Here is a 719-nt window from a genome sequence, read left to right on the forward strand (position 1 = left end):
GGATGTAGACGGGTATGTGGTGACGCGCGCAGATACGCCAAGTTATGAAGACGGCCAAGATTACCTTGATGGCATCAAGAATACCTATGCGGGTAAAAACGCGGTGAAGGTAGCCACGGTAGGTAAGCCAAGCAAGGTGATCTTTACTGAATTACCTAATGCTGGCGAAGCCCGTGTTGAGGGCGCGGTGTTTGTTGATGGCAATCAAAATGGCGTGAAGGAAAGTAAAGATCTGGCGATCCTAAGCCTAGCAGTCACGCTTACCGGTAAAGATGAATTTGGCAACGCTGTGTCACTGACCACTAATACTGACAGTAATGGTGCGTTCAAATTTGACGCACTGCGCCAACCGGATGCAGATGGGTATGTGGTGACGTGCGCAGACACACCCAGCTATGAAGATGGCCAAGACTACCTTGATGGCATTAAGAATACCTATTCGGGTAAAAGTGCAGTGAAGGTAGCCACGGTAGGTAAACCAAGCAAGGTGATATTTACTGAACTACCAAATGCTGGCGAAGCCCGTGTTGAGGGCACGGTGTTTGTTGATGGCAATCAAAATGGTGTTAAAGAATCACAAGATCTTGCGATCCCTAATCTCGCAATAACGTTGACGGGTAAAGATGAATTTGGCAACACAGTCTCATTGATCACCAACACTGACAGTAATGGTGCATTCAAATTTGACGCACTGCGCCAACCGGATGCAGATGGGTATG

The 719-nt window shown here is 47.8% G+C and carries 1 protein-coding gene; it reads left to right on the forward strand.

Translation table 11 applies throughout. The features are described from left to right. A partial coding sequence (locus J8L98_RS24500; protein ID WP_210998666.1) for an SdrD B-like domain-containing protein occupies positions 1 to 719 on the forward strand: 719 nt, incomplete at both ends.

Source organism: Pseudoalteromonas sp. MMG013, assembly GCF_018100885.1.
Classification (GTDB): domain Bacteria; phylum Pseudomonadota; class Gammaproteobacteria; order Enterobacterales; family Alteromonadaceae; genus Pseudoalteromonas; species Pseudoalteromonas aurantia.